The organism is Bacillus sp. CECT 9360 (assembly GCF_918741275.1).
In the GTDB taxonomy this organism is placed as follows: Bacteria; Bacillota; Bacilli; order Bacillales; family DSM-1321; genus Peribacillus.
Genome location: NZ_CAKKNA010000010.1, coordinates 33,340 through 51,379, shown reverse-complemented (window position 1 = coordinate 51,379; position 18,040 = coordinate 33,340). Strand labels below are relative to the sequence as shown.

Genomic DNA, 18,040 nt, shown 5'->3' with positions numbered 1-18,040 from the left:
TTTACTTGAATGATTGCTAATAAACAGCATAAAATAAATGTCTAATGATAGTACACGTGTCAAGACATGTCCTATCATTAGACATTTAACATTGTTAAATAAATTAATTAAAAAATGGGCATTTAACCCATCCTCACACCATACTATCGACGACGGGCGTCTAAGGGTACCTGTCCGGGTATCCCACAGCATGATCGAGTGCCTCCTTGTGTAACGGTCAGGAAGCCTCGCCGGTCAGGTGCTTGCCTGACGAAAGTAGATGTTAAAATCTACTTATTAAAATAATCCTAGTAGCTTTTTCCTCTTTACCTTTTCAGGTATTTCTTTATATGGAGTTTTTCCTTCGACTAGTAACTCGGCATTTTCTGTAAATAGATAAACCATATCCACGCCGTACTTTTTTTCAATTTCATCTAATGCTTCAGTTATTTTAAAGCTCCGATTTGAAACGTTATGGGCGTCTGATGCGATAAAGTGGGTCAGGTTCGCTTCGATTAATTGCGAGCTGAACTTTTTTATTGATTTGCCAAAGTATCCGGCAACACTTGAAGCTGTCAGCTGGGTTAAAGCTCCCTTTTTTACGAGTTCGTATAAGATGTCCGGATTCTGTATGAGTTCCGCATTTCTTTCCGGATGGACGATGATTGGGGTCAATCCATTCATTTGAATGTCATAAATAAGCTGATTTGTATAGCGTGGTACATGTCCAGATGGGAGTTCAACGAAGAGATATTGACCGTTTTCATTCAAGGTTAGAATCTCCCCTTGCTCGTAATCCTCCAACAGTTCCCCATATATTCTAGGCTCCTGACCCGGTAAAACTTGGAGCGGAATTGATTCTTTTTGCAAAACACTATTTAGTTCTTCTACTTTTTGTAAGATGACCCTTTTTGTATTTTCGTATTTTCCGTTTTTATGATGAGGTGTTGCAATGATTGACGTGATGCCTTCTTGGACCGCAAGCTTTGCCATTTCCATACTTTCCTTCAGTGTTTGAGCTCCGTCGTCAATATCAGGCAAGATATGGCAATGTATGTCGATCATCACATGACCCCCAGTTTATTTCCAATTATCTTTCTACCAAATCTAACATAATTCTCTTAACCTAGGAACAAGTTTTCATCGACACAAGTTCGACATCATTCTTCATGGTTGTAGTAGTAATATTGGTCCTTTTTTACTTTTTTATTGTTCAAAATTGCCCCTAAAATGGTTCCATTGACCGATAATAATGACTCTTTAGCCTTTGCTGCCTGCTCGAATTCCGTCTTTCCGCTAGAAACAACCAAAATCGTTCCGTCACAGCGGTTAGCTAGAATCTGCGCATCCGTTACTGCTAATACCGGTGGAGAATCGAACAGAACGATGTCGAATTCTTGTAGAATATCTTCTATTAAATCATCCATCGCCTTTGAGCCTAACAATTCAGCCGGATTCGGAGGAATCGGACCGCTCGGAAGCACAAACAATTTTTCTTCGTTCGTTTGTACAACTGTATCTGTTAGATTGGCTTGTTTGGCAAGGACAGTGGTTAAGCCAAATGTGTTTGTTAAATTAAATGTGTAGTGGACAGTCGGTTTGCGTAAGTCCGCATCCACTAAAAGCACTTTTTTTCCCTGCTGGGCGTAAACGACTGCTAGGTTCGCAACAGTCGTTGATTTACCTTCAGACGGTCCCGGAGAGGTGACTAAGATTGCGCGTATGTCTTTGTCAACCGATGAAAATTGAATGTTTGTCCGGATCGTCCGGTATTGTTCAGAGATTGGCGATTTCGGATTCAGCCTGGTAATTAGCTTTCTTTTGTGATCAGACAATTTCTTTTTAGGAGCCACTTGCCTCACCTCTTCCTCTCCGTTTCTCGTTGTTGCCTTGTACATCAATCTTGGTTATGACGCCAAGCACCGGTAATTCTAATTGCTTCTCAATATCCTGTTCCGTTTTGATTGTGTTATCCAAATATTCTAGTAGGAATGAAAGTCCAATGCCCGCCATTAATCCGACAACTAATGCGATGGCAATATTAAGAAGCGGATTTGGTTTGACTGGTGATTGGTTGTCAGCCATCGTTGCTTTTGCTATGACCTTCACATTATCGACATTCATGATTTTCACGATTTCTTTTTGGAACACATCAGCAGTTGCGTTCGCGATATCTGCTGCTTTTTGTGGATCCGTATCCTGAACAGTAAGATTAATAACTTGAGAATCTTGTTCACTTTGTACCGTTATTTTTCCGTTTAACTGCTCAGTCGTCATTCCTAAGTCTAGTTCTTTATTTACCAAATCTAATATCGCCGGGCTTTTAATTATCACATTGTACGTATTAACCAGCTGGAGATTCGTCTGTACTTCATTGTTGTTGTATATCGATTGCTCATTTTTTGACTGATTGACCAATATTTGTGTGGATGCCTGATAGATAGGTGTTAAGAAAAAATAACTGATGATTCCGCTGGCCAAAGTAGCGAGTAGAGTGATAATTATAATTAAACTCAATCTTTTTTTTAGCGTTCCGAATAACTCTTTTAAACTTATCGTTTCTTCCATTGTTTCCTCTCCATCCGTTGTGTAGAAACATAGAACATTATATCATTATCTGTTTGTCATTATTTGTCATTTTTTGTTTCTTGTTATAAACTTAATCGTCTTGTTATATTTCTATAATATTAAATACCATTTTTAAATAAAAAGGTAGTCAAATGAGCAACATGGTAGTAATTACTTGTTTTGGCAACGTTATATGAGGGTAACATATTTCATTTTTTGGAGGTACATATGAAAAAATTCATCGTTATTCTTTTGGGTATTGCTTGTGCCATTACATTGGTATTTGGGAATGTTCATTGGAAGGAGCAAATAGAAAGTTCTGTGAACTCATCATCTGCTGCAAAACGGAATGCCGAGGATAGAACGGAAGAAGAAAAGCTCCTTTCTTATGCCAGCAATTGGCCTAAAGAGAGTAAACGGTTATATGAGAAGAAACTTCAAGAAAAGAAACCGTTCACGATTTTATTTGCTGGTTCTAAAGCAATGGCAGCTAACGAAAATGGCTGGCCGGTTGAAGTCAAGGAACAACTTGCTGACGTATACGGAGATACCGTAACTGTTAAAGTAAAACAATTTGATCTGAATTCTATGGAATTCGTTCAGCAAAACAAACAACAAGTATTGATCAAAGAGAAAGCCGATATGATTATCCTTGAGCCGTTCACTTTGGCGGATAACGGTGAAGTAAATATTAAAGACTCATTTGATAACATTAGGAGAATTATTCAAGACGTAAAGGAAAGCAAGAATGATACAACCTTTATCTTACAACCGCCTCATCCGCTCTACCAGGCCACTTACTATCCACAGCAAGTGGAAGATTTAAAGAACTTTGCAAAGGAAAATAAACTAGCCTATCTCGATCACTGGACTGCATGGCCCGATCCAAATTCCGAAGAAATGTTAAGCCTTTTAGCTGAAGATCGAGAAAGTGTGAATGCAAATGGGCATGAATTATGGGCTGAGGCTATTGAGGAGTTTTTAATAGAAGGTTCAGCTAAACAATAATGTTGATATCAAAAAGGACCAATTTTGGTTCTTTTTTGTTATCTCTTCTTTTATTAACGGGGAGTAATGTTCCAGATGTATCCCCGATACCAATCAAATCAGTACAGCCGAAATATCCTGTGCCGGGAACAGTTCAAGCTGAAATTCTACCAAAAGGTGATACGGCAGGAATGTTGTGTTACGGATATCTTGATAAAGATGGGGCATTGTGGGGCGTTGGGTATCCAAACATTGTTCGTAAGTCAGTGGATAAAGGTGATACTTGGACAAATGTTTTAGATGCTACTCCTCAACTTGAAGCCGGAGATTCAATTTCTATGTATGGAATGATTATTTCGGACACAGGGAGGATCATTGTCGGGTCTAAAAACGGTAAAGTTTTAGTATCTGACGAGGCAAAGACAGCGTTCACTGTCGCATTCCAATTTGCATCTGGATACACACAAAATACTTGGGGGTATGCTAAGCACGCGAACTTCATTCTAATGAGTTCGTATGGGACGGCAAATGCTGCAAATCCACCGAGAGAAGTATATTTCTCAAAGGACAACGGGGCAATATGGTCTCGGATATTTAATATGCCAATATCAGATATGAGCGACCCAGGAAACTTCCACATACATGACGTCACCTTTGATCCCTATTCTGATTGTATTCTGGTAGTAACAGGAGACGGATCGAATCGTCAAATTTATTATTCTTACGATTACGGAACGACTTGGAAAAAGATATTTAACGGAAACTATCCAAACGGTTGGGCTCCGTTGCATCCAACATCCCTCCTGTGTTTTCCACACGGCATCATTATGGGGAGCGATGAAAAGCCGGAGGGTCTATCCTACTGGAGGAGACCGACAGATTCATTTAATCCCGACATACTCGAAAAAGACATAATAGTTGGCTTTAAAAAGCTTGGATTTGAATCTGATAATTTAATTGGTCATTTCGCCGTAAAGGGTTGGACGGTGAGCGATCCTAAATTAGGAAACGTTGGTCTGATGGCATTCCAAAATCATTTAACTAGCACAAAAGGTTACTCGAGATTACTTGCTTCGCCTGATGGATTTCACTGGTATCAGATTTTCAAAGAAACGGATTACACATCGAATGCAAAAGGATTCTTTAACGTGTTGGGTCCGCATCCTGGAGATGAGCAAAGAACAATATACGGGACGTATTCCCGAAATGGGAAAGTGAATTTGTGGAGAGCTAAACTCCCTGTTTTTCAGTAAGTTGTTCTAGATAAAATTTACAATTGTGGTATAGTTAGGAGGATAATATTCCAGGAAAAGGATGAATCCCTCCTATGGCTATTTTAAGAAATGAGATAGGTGTCGCTTTGTTAATTGTATTTACAATTTGGGGAATGACTTTTTTTGACGGTATCGCTATGGTTTACATCGTTGCTTTTCTATATATAGGAGCTCTGTTAATCAATCTCCGGAGAATTCAACCCAAGATAACTATTAACCTAGGGACTATTCTGTTTTATCTTTGTTGCATGGGTTATTTATTAGGGATTTTGTATACCGGTGACTTACATTACGTCGCAATAAAAACTGATTTAATTAATATGGTATTCCTGATAACCTCATTCATCTTGATAAATCAGATGAACGCAACTACTTATAAACGATCCTGGTATCTTGCTAAAAACATCGTATTGATCATGATGGGGATATTTTCTCTACTTTCTTTGTATAAGTACTACTTACTTACAAAGGGTATTTTCCTTGATCAGTTCTTCTACAATGGAAACTATGTTTTTGGCACTTCGTTAATTCCAGACAATAATATGTTTGCTCTTTCTATGTTAATCGCCTTGATATTTGGTATTGCGTTATTTAATCAAGCAACGTCTAAAGTGAAAAAATTTCTTTATTTATTACCTATGTTGCCTATAATTACGAGTATATTATTTTCCGGATCAAGAAGATCCTACTTTTTTATAAGCTTGTTGGCGATTTATGGCTGCATTAGAATTATGATTAGTTTTATAAAGAAAAGAAATGTGGTTAACAATATTTTTATTGCTTACTTTGTTACATTTACGTTTGTTGTAATATTCTCATCGGCATACTTTACAGGCAATAAAATTGATTTTACTCAAGTTTTTGAGGACCCTCAAGTTAAAACGACGATTGATCGTTTCGCTACAATTAAGCCGGATAATGCTCTAGAAAGTTTTTTACCGAGGTCTGATAGGTGGGGGTATAGTTTCGAATTATTGAATCAGTTCCCTGTTTATCAGGCTCTGATGGGTTCGGGCTTTGAATATCTTACTTCATATGCAGAAAAGTTCCCTTCAAATGCAGTTGAAGATTATCCGCACAACCCAGTTTTGTCTGCAATGCTTTATTCGGGCGTATTAGGAATGAGTTTAGTGGTTATGCTGATCATATTTTCTTTATATCAACTTTATAAATATAGAGATTTTTTAGGTTATGATTTTGTCGTAGTTTATGTAATTACATTTACTTTTATATTTGTTTCTGGGAATTCGATTTTCACATATAAGGTTTTCATGCTACTAACATCCTTTACCATTTTATCTCGAACAATTTTCGGTAAAAAGAAAGAAGCCACAGTAGAAAAGAAATTAGTAAGCCGGGCTACTTATCAAATCGAGACCTGAAATATTTTGTATTTAAACTAACGAAGTTCTATAGCTAAAGAAGGAATCTATTCTTTTTATCATCAAGCCGTAAATCCATATTATTAAAAAAACACATAAATAAATGCTAATGATAGTACATGTGTCTTGACATGCCCTATCATTAGACATTTAACATAATTAAATAAATTAATTGAAAAGTGGGCATTGAGCCCTTCCTCACACCATACTTCGACGACGGGGGTCTAAGGGCACCGGTCCGGGATCCCACAGCATGATCGAGTGCCTCCCTGTATAACGGTCAGAAAGTCTCTCCGGTCAGCTGCTTGCCCTGACGAAGTAGACCTGAAAACCTACTTATTAAAATTAAATAACCCCAATATCTTTTTCTTCCTCTTTACCTTTTCAGGTTTTTCTTTATAGGGGGTTTTTCCTTCTACTAGGAGCTCGGCATTTTCAGTAAATAAGTAAACCATATCCACGCCGTACTTTTTTTCGATTTCATCTAATGCTTCTGTGATTTTGAAGCTTCGATTTGAAACGTTATGGGCATCCGATGCGATAAAGTGTGTCAGATTGGCTTCGATTAATTGAAGGCTGAATTTCTTTATCGACTTGCCGAAGTATCCGGCGACACTTGAGGCTGTTAGCTGGGTTAAAGCTCCCTTTTTTACGAGTTCGTATAAGATGTCCGGATTCTGCATGAGTTCCGCGTTTCTTTCCGGATGGACAATGATTGGGGTTAAATCGTTCATTTGAATGTCATAAAGAAGCTGTTCCGTATAGCGTGGTACATGTCCGGATGGGAGTTCAATGAATAGGTGTTTTCCATTGGCGTTTACTGTTACAATTTCGCCGTCTTTATAATCCTCCAGCAGCTCGCCATAAATTCTCGGCTCCTGGCCGGGCAGGATTTGAAGCGGAACGGCACCCATTTGCAGGATGGTGTTTAGCTCTTCTACTTTTTGTAAGATGACCCGTTTTGTATTTTCATAACTTCCGTTTTTATGATGGGGAGTTGCAATGATTGACGTAATTCCTTCTTGGACTGCAAGCTTTGCCATTTCCATACTTTCCCTCAATGTTTGGGGTCCGTCGTCAATATCAGGCAAAATATGGCAATGTATGTCAATCATTACAAAACCTCCAGTTGATTTCCGATGATCTTTCTCCTAAATCTAACATAATTCTTAAACGCTAGGAACAAGTTTTCATCGACACAACTTCGACATTAATTTACATTACCGTAATAGTAATATTGGTCCTTTTTTACTTTTTTATTGTTCAAAATCGCCCCTAAAATGTTCCCGTTTGCCGATAACAATGACTCTTTGGCCTTTGCTGCCTGCTCGATTTCCGTCTTTCCGCTTGAGACGACCAGGATCGTGCCATCGCAGCGGTTTGTCAGCACCTGGGCATCCGTTACAGCTAAAATAGGTGGAGAATCAAACAGAACGATGTCGAATTCTTGAAGAATATTTTCTATTAAATCATCCATCGCCTTCGAGCCTAACAATTCAGCCGGATTCGGTGGAATCGGACCGCTCGGAAGCACAAATAATTTTTCTTCGTTCGTTTGTACAACTGCATCTATTAGATTGTATTGTTTCGCTAGGACATTGGTTAAGCCAAATGTGTTTGTTAAATTGAATGTGTAGTGGACAGTCGGTTTGCGTAAGTCCGCATCCACTAAAAGCACTTTTTTACCCTGCTGGGCGAAAACGACTGCCAGGTTCGCAACAGTCGTTGATTTACCTTCAGACGGGCCCGGGGAGGTGACTAAAATTGTGCGAATGTCTTTGTCGACCGAAGAAAACTGGATGTTCGTCCGGACCGTCCGGTATTGTTCGGAGATTGGAGATTTCGGATTCAGCCTGGTAATTAGCTTTCTTGTCTGATCAGATCCTTTCTTTTTAGGAGCCACTTGCCTCACCTCTTCCTCTCCGTTTCTCGTTACTTCCTTGTGTATCAATCTTTGTGATCACGCCAAGCACCGGTAATTCCAATAGCTTCTCAATATCTTGTTCTGACTTAATCGTGTTATCCAAGTATTCCAGTAAAAAGGCCAAGCCGACACCGGCCATTAACCCGACAACTAATGAGATGGCAATATTAAGCAGCGGATTTGGTTTGATCGGAGATTGATCGTCCGCCACTGTCGCTTTCGTTAGAATCTTCACATTATCAACGCTCATGATCTCCACGATTTCGTCTTGGAACACGTCTGCGGTTTTGTTTGCGATGTCTGCCGCTCGCCCGGGATTCGAATCCTGAACAGATAGATTCATAACTTGTGAATCCTGTTCGCTTTGGACGGTTATCTTTTCATTTAGTTGATTGGCTGTCATATCCAGATTCAGCTCTTCCTTAACCAAATCTAGAATTGCAGGGCTTTTTATGATCACATTATATGTATTGATCAGCTGCACATTCGTTTGAACTTCATTGTTGTTGTATAATGCTTCCTCGTTCTTTGACTGGTTCACCAATATTTGTGTAGACGCCTGATAAATCGGTGTTAAGAAAAAATAACTGATGATACCGCTGGCAATGGTAGCCAGGAGAGTAATGATAATAATGAGCGATAGTCTTTTCTTTAGCGTGCTAAACAATTCTTTTAAACTTATCGTTTCTTCCATGGCTTCCTCCCAAATTTCTTACTGTAAAACAAGGATTATTATACCAAAAGACTTCTGTCGTGTCTTGCATGACAAATATTTATGAAAATTGACTTTCGCCTACAGAATCATACAAGAGGAACCTTCGTTTAACTTTATCGACTGCGGGAATTATATCCCTAGTGAAGATGACATACAGTAGTAGTGTAAATTACGAAAAAGATATCGTTCTATTGCAACGGTCTTCATATTGAATAACCTTTTATCGAATCCATATATTACAAAAGGGGTAATTTTACTTTTATATCCTTAATAATTAGCCACCCGAAATAATTTGCTGTAGAATATACTTGGATATTTAAATTGTAGGAGGACCTGTATGAGTGAACCATTTGCAAAGGAAGGTCCAAATACCTCAGATAAGATTTGGACGAGAGATTTTGTACTGATTGTTTTGGCTAACTTTTTTATTTTTCTTGGCTTTCAGATGACGCTGCCGACGATTCCCTTGTTTGTTGAACAGATCGGTGGAAGTGATCAGTTGATCGGAGTTGTGGTCGGTATCTTTATGTTTTCCGCCTTACTGATCAGGCCGTATGCCGGACATGCGCTAGAAACGAAGGGCCGAGCTTTTGTTTATTTAATTGGTCTAGGCATTTTTGTCGTTTCTGTAGGAGTTTTCGGGTTTGCGACCAGCATTATTCTCTTATTCATTGTGCGGATTATCCAGGGGGTCGGCTGGGGATTTTCGACAACCGCTTCTGGGACGATTGCTACCGATTTAATCCCTGCACATAGGCGGGGCGAAGGAATGGGTTACTACGGTCTATCCGGAAACCTGGCTCTTGCATTCGGCCCGTCGCTCGGCCTTGCGCTGAGCGGGGTTTTAAACTTCAAGGAATTATTCTTAATATGTGGCGGGCTAGGCTTGGCTGCCTTGCTTCTATCCTCAACCGTTCGCTATAAGAAAGTAGAAAAAGCGGCCCAGGAAACGGTCACCGTCAAGTGGGACTTCTATGAAAAGAGCGCCTTGCAGCCATCCGTTTTATTGTTTTTTATCACGGTAACGTTTGGGGGCATCGCCACTTTTCTTCCGTTATACGCGGCACAAAGAGACATTCCCGGGATTCAGTGGTATTTTCTTCTTTACGCTCTTGCCTTGATGCTGACAAGGACATTTGCCGGGAAACTCTATGATACAAAGGGGCATCGCGCGGTCTTCATTCCGGGAGCACTCTTGATTCTGGTTGCGATGGTTCTTTTGGCATGGTTGCCAAACAGCGGTATCTTGTATACAGCAGCGATTCTTTATGGGCTAGGATTCGGTTCGATACAACCGGCGCTGCAAGCATGGTCCATTGAGCAGGCACCTAGGCACCGAAGAGGCATGGCCAATGCTACATTCTTTTCATTCTTTGATCTTGGCGTGGGGATTGGCGCCATCGCATTTGGGCAGATTGGCCATTATTTCGGATACAGCAGCATTTATATTACCTCTGCGATTTCGGTGTTTATCGCGATGATTTATTATTTGAGCTTGCTGAGGAAGAATCCGGTGAAGCCTGTTTAAACTGTATATTATAGAAAGTAGCCGGAATTTTCATTTTGTAGCCAGTTCCCGTTTTTGTAGCTGGTATTTCGATTTTGTAGCCGGTTTGATCAGTTTTGTAGCCGGAAGTTTGGGTTTTGTAGCGGGAATTTTCGTTTTGTAGCCAGCTCCCATTTTTGTAGCTGGAATTTCGATTTCGTAGCCGGTTTGACCAGTTTTGTAGCCGAAAGTTTGGGTTTTGTAGCGGGAATTTTCATTTTGTAGCCAGCTCCCGTTTTTGTAGCTGGTATTTCGATTTTGTAGCCGGTTTGACCAGTTTTGTAGCGAAAAAGAAATTCTTCTAAAAACTAATTTTTTGCTAAGGTTTTTTTATTTGGAAGCTATGGTGTAATGCGCTTTAAAAGTCATGAATTCATTATTAAATCAATTATTTAATGGATTTAGTGAGCCTACCTATTTCAAGTAATCCTTCTAATCTATAGTAAAAAGGGAAGCCAACATCAAAATGCTGGCTTCCCTTTTTTGAATTAGTCTTCGTCTCTCTCATCATCGTTGTGATCATCATGATCGTCTTCATCATGGTCATCATCGTCGTCTTCATCATCGTCTTCGTCTTTATCTTCTAACTCTTCTTCAATTTCAAGTTCTTTTCCATCTGCATATTCGATTTCCATTTCAATACCGAATGGGCCTTCGATCTTGAATAAGCCTAGAAGTGCTGCAACCACTTCTTCTTGAGTTTTGCTATTAGGTTCTTGTAGCTCTTTTACCAGTGCGGTAATCGTTTCATTTGTTACTGTGCCTGTTGTATCTTTTACTTTAAGTGTTGCTTTCTTCTTTTGGACCTTATAATCGACTGTTATGCTCTTCTTGTCGGCTGTTACAATTTTGATTTCTAAATCTTGGACTTTGTTGGAGACCAGAACACCGTCTTTGTCCTTTTCCTCGCCATCCTTGATTTTATCTTTGTCCGTATCAGGATTTAAAGGATCCAGGCCATTTTCGATTTCTGCCAGATTGCCGACTCCATCCTTATCGCGATCTTCTTGTCCATCCAATGTTCCGTCTTTATCTGTATCCGCTGTTTTTGGATGTAAAGTCAGCTTGTATTCGATCAAGTTGCTTAAACTGTCTTTGTCGTTATCTTGTCCGGCTACATTTTTTCCTGAGAGCTTATACTTCTTCTCCCACTTGTCATCGATTCCGTTTTTATTCTTATCAGCGGTTTTCGATTTTTTGTCATGGCTTTTAGCCTCTGCGGTGGTCAAACCTTGTGAAAATAGCAAGGATAAACCAAGGGCGGAAACCAAAATTTTATTTAGAAGTCTCATTTTCTTTCCCCTTTAACTATATTTCGGTAGCTGGCTGGCCTAGTCGATTAACCACTTTAGCCCCTGTAGCTTTGCGCAACTATGTTTCCATAGCTTTGCCTTTTCGATGTATATACTTGAGAAGATTTTACATACCGATTACATAAAATATCGACCTGATGCAAGAAAAAATAATAGGTATGTAGCACTATTTTTCACCTTAAATGTTGGCATCAAAAAAACTCACCGTTTGGCGAGTATAAGCATCGTGGTTTTCATTCAATTTTCAAAATCGTGTTTTATCTCATCTTTTGAATCCCACTTCGACCAAGCCGCCTCGAGCAAATTTCCTTCGTTATCCTTAAAATAGAAGTATTTTGCTTCTTCCTCTCCGAGGGTAGTGATATCATCCACTGAAATCCCTTTTTCCTTCAATTGTTTATGCGTATTTTCAATACTGTCACAAGCTAATGCAGCAATAGGAAAAGCCTTCCCGTTACGCATGATTTCTAAAGGTTTATAGTCAGTAGTTTCAATTAAAACCGTGGCTATTGCATTCCTGTGAGGGTAGTGAAGAATGGCAATATGTGAGCCACGGTCCATAAATTTGTTAATCAACTTTAATCCTAGATTCTGAGTATACCAGTCAATCGATTCATCAATATTTGTTGTTGGTATGTAGTGATATCCCACCCTTGTAAAAAGATATTGCTTAGTCATGTTTTCAAAACCTCCAATATTCATATTTCTAGGAAGTAATTCTTTATAAATAAGACAATCCCTTTTTAATGCGGTATTAAATAAATAAAAACAAATAAATAAAATCATGTAGAAGAGTTTCTTAGCCACGGTACGCACCGTTAGGTATACGATAAATTCTATAAAAAAAGACGTAGAGAATCGCGGAAACAGAATGATTGATCCTAGCAGTTCTATCCATATAGAGACTGTTAGGATCAATCAAAGTAATATAAAACCCCGATTCCATAGAATACGGGGCTTCCAATTTTCCAGCACCTTTTACCTGCTGAATGTGGTTACACGATGATCTTCCCTGCCATAATATTACCTCCAGAAATAGTTATTTTAATTGTAGCAATTCAGCATAAGTAAAACGTATGGTCTCTTCTTCCTCAGTACGTAGCCACCCTTCCTCATCATGAGAAAAGTTACTTATCCTTCGTGACCCGTATGAAATAAAAAATTCTTCAATAAATTGAAGTACTTGAAGCTCTTCTTGATTAAAAATAGTTGAGTTAAAAGGAACATTTGATTTAACAGTCATCTTCGAATAGCCAGTAGAAGAATCTTCCTCTTCTTCAATTGCTATAAGATTTATCCCCGTAACACAACCCAGAACTGTATCATGTTCGACAGGTACAGGTCCAAATTCCTTATGCCAATAGGGGGTTCCACTTATTGAGTGTTTATACCTTTTAAACATAAGAAAATCGGCATACCAGAGTAGTTTCATTAATTTAGTTTTTAAGACACCATCGCGGGCAAAATATAAAATCATATTAAACAGCTTTTCAGGAGAAAATGATGTATTACCATTTTCAATACTGTTTTCATACTTAGCGTATAACAGACGGAGAATTTCGTAGGATGATTTCTCCAAATTATCTGAAGCGAGAGATTTTAATTTTTCTTCAATCAACTGTTGTTCCGCTGTTGACAACCCTTCTTTATTCTCTTCAAAAAATTTAATAATAAGACTGGGGTTACTTTTTAACATCTTTAAAATGCCAAGCTGGGTTCCATCCGGTAAGGATGTTCCCGATTCATACCTTTTAATCGTAGCTTCTCCCATATTAAGAACTTTTGCAAATTGCGATTGTGTTAACCCGGTAGACTTACGAATTTTTTTAATATCCTCAACCGTAAAAGAATGCTTACTTTGATATAACTTACTTAATTGCTGTAAGGTTTGATTAGCGGTAACCTCGTCATATACATCATTATGGCAAACTGTACATTCAGCATATTGTTCAATAATTTCAAATGGCTCTTTTCTAAATGTATACGTAGAAGGTCTTTCTTTAAAAGTAATTTCTCTTTCGCACTCGCATGTTTCACAGTAACGAAATTGGCTCATTTTTTTTCACTCCATTTATAGTTTGAAAAAGGAAGATAAGTATCTTCCTTTTTCCTATAGATCGTCTTCGTGGAAGGATAAACAAACACACCCACGCTTTAATTCCTCATCTTTCAACTTGATATAAGTAATGAGACCATTTACCTCCATCTTAAATACCCATACAACTTTTCCACATTCGGGATCATTACGATCGAATTCTGGTCCACTAACACGATGTGTACCGTTCAGTTTCAGTACAATTTCCCATGCCTCATCCACACTTGTGAGACCTAAGTCTGCCAATTGTTGAATGTAGGAAACACCATGCCTGGTTCTTCTCACGAAGTAACGCTTTCCGTTCCGAACCAGCTCATGCATTTTTGCCAAAAATTGCTCCGCTTGATTCTGATTCATTTGCAGGATCCCTCTTTATCGTATAGTAGCCAGTTTAGTATCAAATGATACCTTTATATTCATTATAAATAAAAAAACAAAAAGTATCAACTGATACTTTTTGTTTTTTCTAAATATTTTTTACGTATTTATAGTAATCGGTGGTATCCAACAATTGTAATTTTCGTTAGCTTTTTAGCGTAATATTATACGACCTTCTCTAGTATAAACACAGCTCCATAAAAATTGTATAATCATAAAAAAACCTTGAAAGGCATATAGCCAATCAAGGTTTTATATTTCTTGGTTAACTAGATCTAATAAAAAATCACCAAAGTCGTTAGCAATTATTTCATATGTATGACTTTCTAATTCAACTCCCGGTACAAAAGATACTATTTTCGGTTCTTCCCTATCATCAAGTTGATTAAAATCTAAACAGAAAAGTTCATCACTTTCAGTATCATAAATAACAAGAAGTTGAATTTATATGGTGTATTGTTCAAACATTCCTACGATTAAAGCACACAAAGAAGCGGCATCCTCCATCCTAGGAGAATGCCGTTTTTGTTCTTAATGTCCGCCTAAATAAGCCATTTTCACTTGTTCGCTGGAAGTAAGTTCTTCCGCGTCGCCGGAAAGGACGATGCGGCCAGTTTCGACTACATATGCTCTGTTGGCAATCGATAATGCGAGGTTGGCGTTTTGCTCAACCAACAAAATCGTTGTACCTGACTGGTTGATTTCTTCAATGATGCGGAAGATTGTTTTCACAAGCAGTGGAGCTAGTCCCATTGATGGTTCATCCAATAGCAGAAGCTTAGGCTTGGCCATTAATGCCCGGCCCATTGCGAGCATTTGCTGCTCTCCGCCTGAAAGGGTCCCTGCCTGCTGTTTGAGACGCTCGAGCAATCTCGGGAACAGCTCATATACTTTATTCAGATCCTGTTTGATCCCGGCTTTATCCTTCCTTAGGTACGCACCCAATTGAAGGTTTTCTTCAACCGTCATGTTCGCAAATACACGGCGGCCTTCGGGAACATGGGAGATTCCCTGTTTAACGATGGTCTGTGCTGCCTTACCGCCAATCGATTTGCCTTCATAAAGAATCTGGCCTTGCTTTGGCTTTAATAGACCGGAGATTGTTTTTAACAATGTGCTTTTCCCGGCGCCGTTTGCTCCGATCAGTGTTACGATTTCGCCTTGATTAATTTCCAGGGAAACATCTCTGATGGCTTGGATATTCCCGTAATATACATTGATTCCTTCTACCTTTAACATTATGAAACCTCCTCGCCGAGATACGCCTCGATGACTTTTGGGTTATTTCTGACTTCTTCCGGCGTACCCTGTGCGATCAGCTGTCCGTGATCCAACACATAAATCCGTTCGCAAACACCCATCACAAGCGGCATATCATGCTCGATAAGCAGAACGGTCAGGTCGAATTTTTCTCTGATGAATCCGATGAGCTTCATCAATTCTTGTGTTTCTTGAGGATTCATTCCTGCTGCCGGCTCGTCCAAAAGCAGGAGCTTCGGATTTGCAGCAAGTGCCCGCGCGATTTCCAAGCGACGCTGTTGACCGTATGGAAGATTTTTTGCTTTCTCATCCTTAAATCGGTCGAGGCCAAAGATTTTCAAAAATTCCACGGCCTTTTCATCCATTTCTTTTTCCCCGGAAAAATGAGTGGGAATCCGTAAAATGGAGCTTGCGATCGAATGCTTTGCCTGGGAATGATACGCTACTTTTACATTATCGATCACAGATAGTTCGCTGAACAAACGGATATTCTGGAATGTACGGCTAATTCCTTTTCTTGTTATCTTAAAAGGGGGCTTCTTGTTCAGCTTTTCCCCGTTTAAGGAAATGCTGCCTTCGGTTGGTACATAAACGCCTGTAAGCAGATTGAAGAAGGTTGTTTTACCGGCACCATTCGGCCCGATAAGTCCTACAAGCTCCCCGGGAAACAATTCTACGTTGACGCCTTGTACAGCTTTTAAGCCTCCAAATTGGATGCCGGCGTTGTCTACCTTAAGCAACGGTGTGGTGGTTGCCATCCTTAGGACCTCCTTCAATGTCTTTCTTTTTCTTGAAGAATGATGTGATTTCCTTTGTACCCATTAAGCCTTGCGGACGATAAATCATCATCACGATTAAGATAATGCTGTAAATGACCATCCTTGTTTCCGGATATCCCTGCAGGAAGGTCGAGACGATTGTCAGGAGTATGGCCGCAATTACGGCTCCGGACATGCTGCCAAGACCACCTAACACAACAAAGATCAGGATATCAAACGATTTTAAAAACCCGAAATTCGAAGGCTGAATAATGTAGAAATTATGGGCAAACAATGAACCGGCAATCCCGGCAAAGAAAGAGCCGATCGCAAAGGCAACAACCTTATAATAAGTCGTATTGATTCCCATTGCGTCTGAAGCTGTTTCATCTTCACGGATGGAAATACAGGCTCGTCCATGTGTGGAATTTGTAAAGTTTCTAATAACCAGGATCGTTATTAGTGTACAGCCGAACACCCAAGGCCAAGTAGTCAAATGACTTACCATCATGCCGCTTGCTCCGCCGACATAGTCAATATTTAGAAATACAATCCGGACGATTTCTCCGAAGCCCAGTGTTGCAATCGCTAAATAGTCACCTTTAAGCCGCAAGCTTGGAATCCCGATGATAAGACCGGCAATCGCCGCAACAATACCCCCGATTAAGAGCGCAACAGGAAATGGCAATTCCAATTTCATCGTGGCAATGGCGGATGCATAGGCACCTACCGCCAAGAACCCGGCATGCCCAATGGAGAACTGACCGGTGATTCCAATAATTAAATGAAGGCTGACCGCCAACATGATATTGATTCCCATAAACAAAATCGTGTTTATTAGGAAATCGTTCACCAATTGAAGGTTTATCGTAAGTTGTACAGCGAAAAATACGATGACTGAAAATAAAATCGAGAGCCAAAAACCTTTTGTGCTTTTTAGAATAGTCATTGCTTTGTCTCCCCTACACTTTTTCTCTTCTATTTTTTCCAAACAAGCCTGACGGAAGGAAGATAAGGATTAAGATAAGTACAACAAATGCTACGGCGTCGCGCCATAGAGAGTATCCAGCAGCGCTGACAAGCGATTCAACCACCCCGAGAAGCAGTCCTCCGACCATTGCTCCGGGAATGATGCCGATTCCGCCAAGAACGGCAGCAACAAACGCTTTTAATCCAGGGATAATTCCCATCAATGGCTCTATTTTGCTGTAATATACACCGAAGATAACACCCGCAGCACCGGCAAGAGCTGAACCGATTGCAAAGGTAGCAGAAATGGTATTATTGACGTTGATGCCCATCAGCTTAGCCGCTTCTGCATCAAACGAAACCGCGCGCATCGCTTTACCGATTTTGGTTTTATGTACAACGAATTGCAGGATAATCATAAGAACAACAGAAGTACAAAGAATGAAGATCGATTGGCTGTTTACCGATACCCCAAAAATGGATATTTTTTCAGAAGGCAGAACACCTGACGGATACGCTTCAGGCTGTGCCCCGCGGAAATAGATAAAGCCATACTCGATGAGTAGAGAAACCCCGATTGCGGTGATCAATGCCGCGATCCTTGTCGCGTTACGCAATGGCTTGTACGCAATTCTCTCGATAATGACACCGAATAGAGCTGTGAAAGCCATCGTTAATAGCAAGGCCGGGAAGAAAGTCAAATCCAGGACCGTTATAGAATAAAAGCCCACGAACGCCCCTACCATAAATACATCACCATGTGCAAAATTAATCAGCTTAACAATGCCGTATACCATGGTGTAACCTAGAGCGATCAGGGCATATATACTGCCGAGAGATATTCCGTTAATAAGCTGTTGTATCAATTCCATATTGGTCTCTCCTTGGTTTT

Annotated in this window: 19 protein-coding genes and 1 riboswitch; of the genes, 4 read left to right on the top strand and 15 right to left on the bottom strand. The window is 39.8% G+C overall.

The genetic code is table 11. The features are described from left to right. Positions 1-276: 276 nt before the first annotated feature. From LQ216_RS13440 to LQ216_RS13430, 3 genes are all read right to left on the bottom strand, one after another. Positions 277-1,044, bottom strand: a complete 768-nt coding sequence (locus LQ216_RS13440; protein WP_230129992.1) for a CpsB/CapC family capsule biosynthesis tyrosine phosphatase — start codon at positions 1,042-1,044, stop codon at positions 277-279. A 95-nt stretch (positions 1,045-1,139) separates the two neighbouring features. Then, a complete protein-coding gene (locus tag LQ216_RS13435; RefSeq protein ID WP_230129991.1) occupies positions 1,140-1,832 on the bottom strand; it encodes a CpsD/CapB family tyrosine-protein kinase in 693 nt (230 codons plus the stop codon). Next, positions 1,822-2,547: a Wzz/FepE/Etk N-terminal domain-containing protein gene (locus tag LQ216_RS13430; protein WP_230129990.1), complete on the bottom strand. Its 726-nt coding sequence runs from the start codon at positions 2,545-2,547 to the stop codon at positions 1,822-1,824. Before LQ216_RS13430 ends, LQ216_RS13435 begins: the two co-directional genes overlap by 11 nt. A 228-nt stretch (positions 2,548-2,775) precedes the next feature. On the opposite strand from LQ216_RS13430, the gene LQ216_RS13425 reads away from it, so the two are divergent. From LQ216_RS13425 to LQ216_RS13415, 3 genes are all read left to right on the top strand, one after another. Further along, entirely contained in the window at positions 2,776-3,555 is a 780-nt protein-coding gene (locus LQ216_RS13425) for an SGNH/GDSL hydrolase family protein (protein ID WP_230129989.1), read from the top strand. Beyond that, positions 3,555-4,787 carry a hypothetical protein gene (locus LQ216_RS13420; protein ID WP_230129988.1) on the top strand — a complete coding sequence of 411 codons (1,233 nt, stop codon included), beginning with the start codon at positions 3,555-3,557 and terminating at the stop codon, positions 4,785-4,787. The genes LQ216_RS13425 and LQ216_RS13420 overlap by 1 nt, the downstream gene beginning before the upstream one ends. Before the next feature lie 74 nt (positions 4,788-4,861). After that, positions 4,862-6,190 (top strand): hypothetical protein, encoded by a 1,329-nt coding sequence (locus LQ216_RS13415; RefSeq protein WP_230129987.1) that lies wholly within the window; start codon positions 4,862-4,864, stop codon positions 6,188-6,190. Between the two features lie 332 nt (positions 6,191-6,522). Here the strand turns inward: LQ216_RS13415 and LQ216_RS13410 are convergent, their stop codons facing one another. From LQ216_RS13410 to LQ216_RS13400, 3 genes are all read right to left on the bottom strand, one after another. After that, the gene (locus LQ216_RS13410; RefSeq protein ID WP_230129986.1) at positions 6,523-7,305 is read right to left on the bottom strand and encodes a CpsB/CapC family capsule biosynthesis tyrosine phosphatase; all 783 of its coding nucleotides are present in this window, start codon (positions 7,303-7,305) and stop codon (positions 6,523-6,525) included. 95 nt (positions 7,306-7,400) lie between these two features. After that, positions 7,401-8,093 (bottom strand): CpsD/CapB family tyrosine-protein kinase, encoded by a 693-nt coding sequence (locus tag LQ216_RS13405; RefSeq protein WP_230129985.1) that lies wholly within the window; start codon positions 8,091-8,093, stop codon positions 7,401-7,403. Beyond that, positions 8,083-8,808 carry a Wzz/FepE/Etk N-terminal domain-containing protein gene (locus LQ216_RS13400; RefSeq protein WP_230129984.1) on the bottom strand — a complete coding sequence of 242 codons (726 nt, stop codon included), beginning with the start codon at positions 8,806-8,808 and terminating at the stop codon, positions 8,083-8,085. Before LQ216_RS13400 ends, LQ216_RS13405 begins: the two co-directional genes overlap by 11 nt. A gap of 358 nt (positions 8,809-9,166) precedes the next feature. Here LQ216_RS13400 and LQ216_RS13395 point away from each other — a divergent pair, with 358 nt between their 5' ends. Beyond that, on the top strand, positions 9,167-10,357 hold the full coding sequence (locus LQ216_RS13395) for an MFS transporter (protein ID WP_230129983.1): 1,191 nt from the start codon (positions 9,167-9,169) through the stop codon (positions 10,355-10,357). A gap of 506 nt (positions 10,358-10,863) precedes the next feature. Here the strand turns inward: LQ216_RS13395 and LQ216_RS13390 are convergent. From LQ216_RS13390 to LQ216_RS13350, 9 genes are all read right to left on the bottom strand, one after another. Next, complete coding sequence (locus tag LQ216_RS13390; RefSeq protein ID WP_230129982.1) at positions 10,864-11,667, bottom strand: hypothetical protein; 804 nt, start codon at positions 11,665-11,667, stop codon at positions 10,864-10,866. 22 nt (positions 11,668-11,689) lie between these two features. Next, positions 11,690-11,777, bottom strand: a riboswitch (cyclic di-GMP riboswitch). Between the two features lie 148 nt (positions 11,778-11,925). Next, positions 11,926-12,495 (bottom strand): VOC family protein, encoded by a 570-nt coding sequence (locus tag LQ216_RS13385; protein ID WP_230129981.1) that lies wholly within the window; start codon positions 12,493-12,495, stop codon positions 11,926-11,928. A 232-nt stretch (positions 12,496-12,727) separates the two neighbouring features. Next, positions 12,728-13,744 carry a type II TA system antitoxin MqsA family protein gene (locus LQ216_RS13380; protein WP_230129980.1) on the bottom strand — a complete coding sequence of 339 codons (1,017 nt, stop codon included), beginning with the start codon at positions 13,742-13,744 and terminating at the stop codon, positions 12,728-12,730. Positions 13,745-13,798: 54 nt separating this feature from the next. Further along, positions 13,799-14,140 (bottom strand): hypothetical protein, encoded by a 342-nt coding sequence (locus LQ216_RS13375; protein ID WP_230129979.1) that lies wholly within the window; start codon positions 14,138-14,140, stop codon positions 13,799-13,801. 273 nt (positions 14,141-14,413) lie between these two features. Beyond that, positions 14,414-14,590 (bottom strand): hypothetical protein, encoded by a 177-nt coding sequence (locus LQ216_RS13370; RefSeq protein WP_230130112.1) that lies wholly within the window; start codon positions 14,588-14,590, stop codon positions 14,414-14,416. Between the two features lie 102 nt (positions 14,591-14,692). Next, on the bottom strand, positions 14,693-15,400 hold the full coding sequence (locus LQ216_RS13365) for an ABC transporter ATP-binding protein (RefSeq protein WP_230129978.1): 708 nt from the start codon (positions 15,398-15,400) through the stop codon (positions 14,693-14,695). Next, entirely contained in the window at positions 15,400-16,179 is a 780-nt protein-coding gene (locus LQ216_RS13360) for an ABC transporter ATP-binding protein (protein WP_230129977.1), read from the bottom strand. The genes LQ216_RS13365 and LQ216_RS13360 overlap by 1 nt, the downstream gene beginning before the upstream one ends. Continuing rightward, positions 16,154-17,128 (bottom strand): branched-chain amino acid ABC transporter permease, encoded by a 975-nt coding sequence (locus LQ216_RS13355; RefSeq protein ID WP_230129976.1) that lies wholly within the window; start codon positions 17,126-17,128, stop codon positions 16,154-16,156. Before LQ216_RS13355 ends, LQ216_RS13360 begins: the two co-directional genes overlap by 26 nt. Positions 17,129-17,141: 13 nt before the next feature. Further along, positions 17,142-18,020 (bottom strand): branched-chain amino acid ABC transporter permease, encoded by an 879-nt coding sequence (locus LQ216_RS13350; RefSeq protein ID WP_230129975.1) that lies wholly within the window; start codon positions 18,018-18,020, stop codon positions 17,142-17,144. Positions 18,021-18,040 lie beyond the last annotated feature (20 nt).